Source organism: Microbacterium sp. B24 (assembly GCF_000333415.1).
Lineage (GTDB): Bacteria > Actinomycetota > Actinomycetes > Actinomycetales > Microbacteriaceae > Microbacterium.
This window is the reverse complement of record NZ_BADB01000277.1, coordinates 1-8699: the sequence shown is the minus strand read 5'-3', so window position 1 is coordinate 8699 and position 8699 is coordinate 1. Positions and strand designations below refer to the sequence as shown.

At 70.0% G+C, this 8699-nt stretch carries 7 protein-coding genes and 1 pseudogene; 3 read left to right on the top strand and 5 right to left on the bottom strand.

The annotated features are described in order from the left end of the window. Positions 1-1223: pseudogene (locus tag I5I_RS07285) on the top strand (ATP-binding protein); the annotation flags it as partial. Here I5I_RS07285 and I5I_RS07280 read toward each other — a convergent pair. After that, entirely contained in the window at positions 1220-2059 is an 840-nt protein-coding gene (locus I5I_RS07280; RefSeq protein WP_036318157.1) for an ABC transporter permease, read from the bottom strand. The pseudogene I5I_RS07285 and the gene I5I_RS07280 sit on opposite strands and share 4 nt — an antisense overlap. Then, positions 2056-3069, bottom strand: a complete 1014-nt coding sequence (locus I5I_RS07275; RefSeq protein ID WP_036318156.1) for a daunorubicin resistance protein DrrA family ABC transporter ATP-binding protein — start codon at positions 3067-3069, stop codon at positions 2056-2058. Before I5I_RS07275 ends, I5I_RS07280 begins: the two co-directional genes overlap by 4 nt. A gap of 102 nt (positions 3070-3171) precedes the next feature. Here I5I_RS07275 and I5I_RS07270 point away from each other — a divergent pair, with 102 nt between their 5' ends. Beyond that, positions 3172-3747, top strand: a complete 576-nt coding sequence (locus I5I_RS07270) for an HhH-GPD-type base excision DNA repair protein (protein WP_036318155.1) — start codon at positions 3172-3174, stop codon at positions 3745-3747. 95 nt (positions 3748-3842) lie between these two features. Here I5I_RS07270 and I5I_RS07265 read toward each other — a convergent pair whose 3' ends face one another. Further along, on the bottom strand, positions 3843-4568 hold the full coding sequence (locus tag I5I_RS07265; RefSeq protein WP_036318154.1) for a GNAT family N-acetyltransferase: 726 nt from the start codon (positions 4566-4568) through the stop codon (positions 3843-3845). Between the two features lie 176 nt (positions 4569-4744). Continuing rightward, positions 4745-6133, bottom strand: a complete 1389-nt coding sequence (locus I5I_RS07260; protein WP_036318153.1) for a glycine--tRNA ligase — start codon at positions 6131-6133, stop codon at positions 4745-4747. A 125-nt stretch (positions 6134-6258) separates the two neighbouring features. On the opposite strand from I5I_RS07260, the gene I5I_RS07255 reads away from it, so the two are divergent. Next, positions 6259-7827 (top strand): methyltransferase, encoded by a 1569-nt coding sequence (locus I5I_RS07255; RefSeq protein ID WP_036318159.1) that lies wholly within the window; start codon positions 6259-6261, stop codon positions 7825-7827. Positions 7828-7978: 151 nt separating this feature from the next. Here the strand turns inward: I5I_RS07255 and I5I_RS07250 are convergent, their stop codons facing one another. Next, positions 7979-8662 (bottom strand): NUDIX hydrolase, encoded by a 684-nt coding sequence (locus I5I_RS07250; RefSeq protein WP_036318152.1) that lies wholly within the window; start codon positions 8660-8662, stop codon positions 7979-7981. Positions 8663-8699 lie beyond the last annotated feature (37 nt).

Below are 8699 nucleotides of genomic sequence, written 5' to 3'. Positions count from 1 at the left end.
AGCTCGGTCCCGGGGATCCTCTAGAGTCTCTAGCGCGGGCGCAGCTGTGGATCTGGCAGCTGCGCGAGCGGTTCGATCTGCTGACGTCCGTTCTGAACGCGACCGCGACCCCCGCCGACGCCCTCGCCAGCGAGGCGGATGTCGTGGTGGCGGCCATGGCGATGCTGATGCGCACGATGCTCGATCCGACGACCACGCACCTGTCCGCGCAGAGCGTGGCGCGCATCGCCGCGGCCGCGCAGAGGTACGACTCGGAGCTCGCGGCCATCCTCCCCGTCGTCCTGCGCGGGGCACTGCGCGCCCGCCAGGATCGGCGCGGAGACGAACCGTGGTCGACGTACCTGCGGCTGGATGAGAGCGAGCTGACGGACGGCCCCGCCTGGAGCCGGGCGTTCGCTGCGGTCATGAACGCGGCCACCGCGCAGAACAACGGTGACATCGAGGGACTCGGCGACGCCAGCGGCCGCGCGCTGGATGCCTTCCGGCACCTCGGCGATGCGTGGGGCACGGCTCTGGCCAGCCAGATGCGATCGGAGTGGCTCATGCTGCAGGGGCGCCTGGAGGAGTCGCTGCGCATCGCGGACGAGTCGACGCAGGCGCTCGAAGGTCTGACGTCGGTCAGCGATCTGCTGCAGCAGCAGGCGCTCTCCGTGTCGATCCTGCTCCGTCTCGGTCGCGAGAGCGAGGCCCGGCAGCGCGTCGACCAGATGCTCGCCCGCGCGCGGGCCGACGGCTCCGAACGAGCCGTCGCCCAGGCCGCCGCGACGGCAGCCGCGCTCGAGCTGGTGCGCGGCGACGGCGCCGCCGCCCTGCGCGAGCTGGAGCGTGCCGGCAGCCTCGAACAGCAGCAGGCACTGGCGGGCTTTCCCGCACAGGTCGCCGCGTGGCAGGAGAGCAAGCGCGCGCTCGCGCTGCTGCTCACCGGAGACGCGGCGGGGGCCGCGGACGCCCTGCGACGGGCCGCGCCGGTCGCCGTCCGCACGGGCGATCAACCGATCATGTCGGACGTCGCGGTCGCTTTCGCCCGCTGGTTCCTGGCCGCGGATCGCCTGAGCGATGCGGCGGCGGCGCTCGCCGAGGCCGACCGGCTGCGGGGGCGCGCCGACCTCAGCGACCCGATCGCCCTGCCCGTGCGCGATGCGGTGAGCGCCGCCGGACGGGATGCCGCGGCATCCGATCCGGCGGAGCTCACCGCACTCGTCGATCGTCTGGACGAGCGCTAGGCCTTCCGCATGTACGCCCGCACCGTGAGCGGCGCGAAGACGAGGACGATGACGGCGGCGCCCAAGAGCGAGGCCCAGAAGTCCCCCGCGATGACCCCCGTGTTCGCGAGATCGCGCACCGCGGTCACGAGGTGAGAGATCGGGTTCACACTCGCGAACCAGGCGAGCGGTGCGGGCAGCGAGTCGATCGGCACGTATGCGTTCGACAGGAACGTGAGCGGGAACAGGATGAGCATCGAGATGCCCTGCACGCTGGACGCCGTGCGAGCGATGACGCCGAAGAACGCGAAGATCCAGCTGATGGCCCACGAGCAGGCGATGACGAGCAGTCCGGCCGCGACGACCGCGCCGAAGCCCCCGGCCGGGTGGTAGCCCATGAGGAAGCCGACGACGAACGTGATGGAGGTCGCGATCGCATAACGCAGGGTGTCGGCCAGCAGCGCGCCCGACAGCGGAGCGATGCGTGCGATCGGCAGCGACCGGAAGCGGTCGAACACACCCTTGTCCATGTCTTCGCGCAACTGCGTGCCGGTCACGACCGAGGTCGTGATGACGGTCTGCACGAGGATGCCCGGAATCAACGCCGGAAGGTAGCTCTCGACGTTTCCGGCGATCGCGCCGCCGAAGATGTACGCGAACATCAGCGTGAAGATGATCGGCTGCACCGTCACGTCGACGAGCTGCTCGGGCGTGCGACGAATCTTCACCAGCCCGCGATACGCCATCGTCAGCGTGTTCTCGAGAGTCTGGCGCAGGCTCGTGCGGTTGGAGAGCCGGCGCTCGGATGCCGGGGTGATGGGCGTCAGATCGATGCGGGTCGGGGCGATGGCGCTCATGCGTGGACCTCCTCTGAGGCGGCGTCCGCAGACGCGGAGTCGGGGGCCGCGGCATCCGCCGGTCGGCCGGTGATGGTCAGGAACACCTCATCGAGCGTCGGCTTCTGCACGCTCATCTCGGTCAGGTGGATGCCGGCCTCGCGCAGGGTGATCAGCAGATCGGTGACACGGTCGGGGTCGGACATCGGCGCGGTGATGCGCGCCGCCTCGGGCGAGAGGGTGCCGCGCACCCCCAGCACCTGCGCGATCGCGCGCAGGGCGTCATCCACGTCGGCGGGATCGGACATCCGCAGGATCAGCGACGACGTGCCCACCGAGGCCTTGAGGTCGTCGGCCGTGCCCTCGGCGACCACGCGGCCGTGATCGATGACGGCGATGCGGTCGGCGAGCTGATCCGCCTCATCGAGGTACTGCGTCGTGAGCAGCACGGTGGAGCCGGTCGCGACGAGCTCGCGGATCGTGTCCCACATCTGCCCGCGCGTGCGCGGGTCGAGACCCGTGGTGGGTTCGTCGAGGAAGATGAGCGGAGGCTGGGCCAGAAGCGATGCGGCGAGATCCAGTCGACGCCGCATGCCGCCCGAGAACTTCTTCAAGGGCCGCCGCGCGGCATCCGTCAAGGAGAAGCGTTCGAGGAGGTCCTCGGCCTTGCGCTTCGCCTCGTTGCGCGTCAGGCCCAGGAGCCGACCGAAGATCATCAGGTTCTCCGTCGCCGACAGCGTCTCGTCGACCGACGCGAACTGCCCGGTGACGCCGATCAGCTGACGGACGACGTTCGGCTCCCGCGAGACGTCGTGGCCGAAGATCTCGGCGCGGCCGGCGTCGGGACGCATCAGCGTCGCGAGCATATTGATGGTGGTGGTCTTGCCGGCCCCGTTCGGACCGAGCACGCCGTAGACCGTGCCGGCGTCGACGGCCAGGTCGACGCCGTCGACAGCGCGGTTGTCGCCGAAGACCTTCACGAGGCCCTCCGCGCGCACCGCGAGGGTGGATGGTGAGGTGGAAGTGGTCATGGCATCCACTGTGCGCCGGGCGCACTGTCGCGCCCCTGTCACGCGGGCGACGGCGCTGTCACCGTGCTGTCACGGCGGGTCTGCGGGTGACACACTCGAGGGATGAGCCTGCACATCACCGACGACCCCGCCGCCGACACCCTGCTCACCGAGAACCCGCTGGCGCTGCTGATCGGCATGCTCCTCGACCAGCAGGTCGCCATGGAGACCGCGTTCAGCGGTCCGCTGAAGATCCAGGAGCGCATCGGCGCGGTGGATGCCGCGACCATCGCCGGCTACGATCCCGATGCCCTCGTCGCCGCCTTCCAGCAGTCGCCCGCGGTGCACCGCTACCCCGGGTCGATGGCCGGTCGCGTCCAGACCCTCTGCCGCACGCTCGAGCAGGAGTGGGGCGGCGATGCCGCGGCCCTGTGGACCGAAGGCGACCCGGACGGGCCGACAGTGTTGAAGCGCCTCAAGGCGCTGCCCGGTTTCGGCGAGCAGAAGGCCAAGATCTTCCTCGCGCTGCTCGGCAAGCAGTACGGCTTCACCGGCGCCGGCTGGCGCGAGGCCGCGGGCGCCTACGGCGAGGACGGCTCGTTCCGCTCCGTCGCCGACATCGTCTCGCCCGAGTCTCTCGCCAAGGTCCGCGAGTTCAAGAAGGCGGCGAAAGCCGCAGCGACGTCCGCGAAGGGCTGAGGCCTTTCGACTCGTCGCGCCGCTCCTCGCTCAACGACGGGAGTTGCGCTCTCACCGGTCGTCGAGCGAGCGCAGCGAGTCGAAACGTGACGGGTTCAGCCCTGCACGAACAGGTAACCGCGCTCGTCGTCGAAGCCACCGATGACGAGGCCGCGCCCGTAGTGGGACAGCATCTCCTCGCGCACGCGCAGACGCCACGCCGCCGCCTCGGCCGGATGTGTGCGGCGCAGGGCCTCGATGTCCTCGGGGATCTGGACGGTCGCGACGACGTCCGCGGCATCCGGGTCTCGCACGGGAGCCGACGCGAGGGCCCACGAGACCAGCAGCCGGTCGCTGTCGACACCCTGACCGTTCTGGTCGAGTTCGGCGCCGTCGTAGACCGAGCCGTACTGGTCGACGAGATACTCCACGAAACGCACGCCGATCGTCTTGGCGTTGAAGTGGGCATTGCGGCGCACGAGCGGATCGAACGTCCAGGTGACGGTGCCGATGTCGCGCGCGATGGCCCACTGACGCTGCTGTTGTTTGAGCAGGCGCCCGAACCCGCGGCGCTGGTACTCCGGCAGCACACCCGTCACGTGGGAGTGCATCGCATGCCGCTCCGGCGGCGAGAAGAAGGCGATGGACGCTCCGACGATGCGCTCACCGTCGTAGAGGCCGACCACGTAGTTGCCCGAGTACTGCAGCGCCCGCATGAGCGGCGCGGGCATGGGGTCTCGTCCCCCCCAGATCTCCACGATCACCCGATGGGCGGCGAAGATCTCGTCGAGCGTGTCGAGGTCGCGGATGCTGAGCGTGGACTCGGGTGCGCCGGATGCCATGCCTCCACGGTAGCCGGTCTCTCGCGCTGCGCCGCGTGCCTCTGACCGCGAGACACGCGCGGCGCACCGAAACACCGGTGCACAACGCGTGTCTCGGTGCGTGGACGGTGTCTCGCGGACCCGAGACGCGGCGCGGATCGGGGCGGCGCGGCGCGGCGCGGCGCGGATGCCGAGGCTCAGGCGCCCCGCAGCCGCGAGCCGAGATAGCCGACGAGCTCGTCGAGCGCGATACGTTCCTGCGCCATCGTGTCGCGATCGCGCACGGTCACGGCGCGATCATCGAGCGAGTCGAAGTCGACGGTGACGCAGAACGGGGTGCCGATCTCGTCCTGACGGCGGTAACGACGGCCGATGGCGCCGGCGTCGTCGAAGTCGACGTTCCATCCCTGTGCGCGCAGGTCGTCGGCCACCTCGCGTGCCAGCGGCGACAGGCGCTCGTTGCGCGACAGCGGCAGCACCGCCACCTTGACCGGCGCCAGGCGCGGGTCCAGCGCGAGCACGGTGCGGGTGTCGGTGCCGCCCTTGGCGTTGGGCACCTCCTCCTCGCGGTACGCGTCGACGAGGAAGGCCATCATCGCGCGGGTGAGGCCGAACGAGGGCTCGATGACGAACGGGGTGTACTTCTCGCCCGAGGCCTGGTCGAAGAAGGTGAGCGACTGACCCGAGGCGTCGGAGTGGCTCTTCAGGTCGTAGTCGGTGCGGTTGGCGACACCCATCAGCTCGCCCCACTCCTTGCCCGGGAAGCCGAAGCGGTACTCCACGTCGATCGTGCCGGCGGAGTAGTGCGCGCGGTCCTCCTCGGGAACGTCGAACCGCTTCATGTTCGCCGGATCGACACCGAGGTCGACGAACCAGTTCCAGCACGCCTCCACCCAGTGCTCGAACCACTCCTGTGCCTCGGCGGGCGGCGTGAAGTACTCGATCTCCATCTGCTCGAACTCGCGGGTGCGGAAGATGAAGTTGCCGGGGGTGATCTCGTTGCGGAAGGCCTTGCCGACCTGGCCCACACCGAACGGGGGCTTGCGGCGCGAGGCGGTGAGCACGTTCGAGAAGTTCACGAAGATGCCCTGCGCGGTCTCGGGGCGCAGGAAGTACAGGCCCGACTCGTCATCCACGACGCCCAGGTAGGTCTTCACCAGCCCGGAGAACGCCTTCGGCTCGGTGTACTGGCCCTTGGTGCCGCAATTGGGGCAGGGGATGTCGGCGAGGCCGTTCTCGGCCGGGCGGCCCTTGCGCGCCTCGAAGTCCTCGATGAGGTTGTCGGCGCGGAAGCGCTTGTGGCAGTGCAGGCACTCGACGAGGGGATCGGTGAAGGTCGCGACGTGGCCGGAGGCCTCCCACACGCGCTTGGGCAGGATGATGCTCGAGTCCAGACCCACCATGTCTGCACGTCCGCGCACGAACGTCTGCCACCACTGGCGACGGATGTTCTCCTTCAGCTCGGTGCCGAGGGGACCGTAGTCCCAGGCCGACCGCGATCCGCCGTAGATCTCCCCGGCCTGGAAGACGAAACCCCGGTGACGGGCGAGGGCGATGACTTTGTCGAGGCGGGACTGCTCGGCCACAGGTGGCTCCAAATGGTCGTGTCGCGAATGCGAAAAGGGTGTGGATGCCGACAGTTCCGGCATCCGTCGATTCTAGTCTTCCGCCGCTGCGGCTTCCCGGACGGCCCGTGACTAACGTGGAACGGGTGAGCGCAGACCGCGAGATCCAGCACATCATCGTCCCCGGGCGTCACCACCTGCTGACGAGGTTCCAGGCGGCCTACCTCGGCGAACTGCTCGCCGACCGCGGGCGCGACGAGAACGGCGAGCCGATCGCGGTCGCCGACGGCGCCGTCGTCGTCTGGGCGGTCACGAGCGCGAATCACTCCGCGACACGGCGCAACCCGTTTCCGGGACATCGGCGCGAGGCGGCGATCGAGATCCTCGCGCACGTCGAGCGCATGCCGTCGATCGTCGTGCCGGTGGTCGACATCGCCCCCACGCCCCGCTTCGCCGAGATCACGCTCAAGGAGATCGGGTACGCGACCGCACAGGGGGTGATCCCCGCGCCCGAGACGGCGATCATCGCCACCTCGACGCCGCAGGTCGCCGACATGTACCGCGGCCTGGGGTATCGCATCGCGCCGATGGAGCGCGACCATTCCGACGCACCGCGCACGCCCTGGCAGCTGCTGGACGAACTGATGGCCGGCTCGGATGACTGGCGCGCAGACGCGCACCCGGCGAGCCTGGACATCGTCGACCGCTACGGGCTCGCCACGCAGGCGCAGGAGATCGCCGCCGATCCCGTCATCGGCGACGAGGGCGGGCTCACCCAGACGCGCGACTACCGCACCTACAGCCGCGCGTTCGAGGATGCCGCGGAGCGCAAGTGGGCCCAGGCGCGCCCCTGGATCGTGCCCGGCCGCATCGTCGACCTGGGTTGCGCGACCGGCGCCATGCTCGAGCTGGCATCGCAGGAGCCGGCCCTGGCCGAGTCGGATCTCATCGGAGTCGAGATCGCCCCCGAACTGTTCGCAGCCTGCGAGCACAAGAAGTCCGAGGGCGCGTTCGCGAACCCGAACACGTTCTTCTACCGCCGCAACATCCTCGCCGGACGCCTCTTCCCCGCGCGCAGCATCGCCACGACCCTCAGCTTCGCGCTGACGCACGAGATCTTCTCCTACGGCGACGGGATGCCGTCGCTTCAGGCCTTCGCGTCGGCGATCGCCGACCACACCGTTCCCGGCGGCGTGTGGATCAACTCCGATGTCTGCGGACCGGCCGATCCCGATCGCATCGTGCGGCTGCGGATGCAGGACGGCGACGTCACGACGCCCGCGCGCGAGCTGTCGGACTCGAACGATGAGGTCGCGGCATCCCTCGACGCCGTGCCGGTGGGCAGCCGGGTCGCCCAGTTCGCGCAGGATTTCCGCGCGCTCAGCGGCGCCGCGTGGGAGTACGAGGTGCGCGACGAGCGGACGATCGAGCTGCGTCTGGCGGATGCCATGGAGTTCCTCGAGACCGTCTCATACACGCGCAACTGGCTGTCGGAGATGCACGAGCAGTTCTGCGCCCTGTCGTGGAGCGACTGGCGAGAGCTGGTCGCATCGGTCGGGCTCGAGATCGACGAGCGCTCGGGGCCCTGGCGCAACGACTGGCTCGTGGAGAATCGGTTCGCGCCCGCGGCATCCCTTCTCGGGCTCGACGACGAGCCGCTGGACTGGCCCGACACGCACATGCTGCTCGTCGCGCGCCGCCCGCTCGACGGCTGAAGCGCGCCGGGCGGGCGGGTCGGGCGGGCGGGCGCGTCGTCCGCGTCGTGGATTCGGATCAGGTCAACAGAATCGGATGCCGCGCGCGGCGGCATCCGCATCCGTTCACACCCTCCGAATCCGTTGACCGCCCGTGCGTCGCCCCGGCCGCTCAGCGCTCCGGGCGGGTGAACGGCGGCTGCAGCTGGCCGACGGGGCCGCGACGGAATAGCTGCGCGGGACGACCACCGTCGCGGGCCATGCCGCCGGCCGGCTCGACGAACCCGGCGGCGCCGGTGATCTTGCGGTGGAAGTTGCGCGGGTCGACGGGCACTCCCCAGACCGCTTCGTAGACCGCGCGCAGCTGCGCGATCGTGAACTCGGCCGGACAGAAGGCCATCGCCAGCGCGGAGTACTCGAGCTTCGCGCGCGCCCTCTCGAGGGCGTCGGCGAAGATCGCGACGTGGTCGAACGCCAGCGGCAGCGCACCGCCCTCGACGTCCGCGACCGGCCACCAGCGAGCAGAGCGGGCATCCGATCCCGCCGCAGGTTCGCCCAGATCGGGGGCGAGGGCCAACCAGGCGACGGTGACGACGCGTCCGCGCGGATCGCGATCCGGCGCGCTGTAGGTGCGCACCTGCTCGAGGTGCACGCCCGCGGTCACCCCCGTCTCCTCGGCGAGCTCGCGGTACGCGGCGCTCTCGGCATCCTCATCGGCGAGGACGAAGCCCCCCGGCAACGCCCACATCCCCGCCGCCGGCGCGATGCCGCGCTCGACGAGGAGGACATGGAGCGCACGGTCGCGGATGGTCAGCACCACGAGGTCGGCCGCGACCGCGAAGGAGAAGGGGTCCACGCGCCCAGATTACCTCAAATCGTCATCTTGACGATAA

Bases quoted from the DNA above. Each gene is read 5' to 3' on its own strand.
- I5I_RS07265 (WP_036318154.1), bottom strand. From the start codon at position 4,568: ATGGCATCCGGCGCACCCGAGTCCACGCTCAGCATCCGCGACCTCGAC.
- I5I_RS07275 (WP_036318156.1), bottom strand. From the start codon at position 3,069: ATGACCACTTCCACCTCACCATCCACCCTCGCGGTGCGCGCGGAGGGC.
- I5I_RS07280 (WP_036318157.1), bottom strand. From the start codon at position 2,059: ATGAGCGCCATCGCCCCGACCCGCATCGATCTGACGCCCATCACCCCG.
- I5I_RS07270 (WP_036318155.1), top strand. From the start codon at position 3,172: ATGAGCCTGCACATCACCGACGACCCCGCCGCCGACACCCTGCTCACC.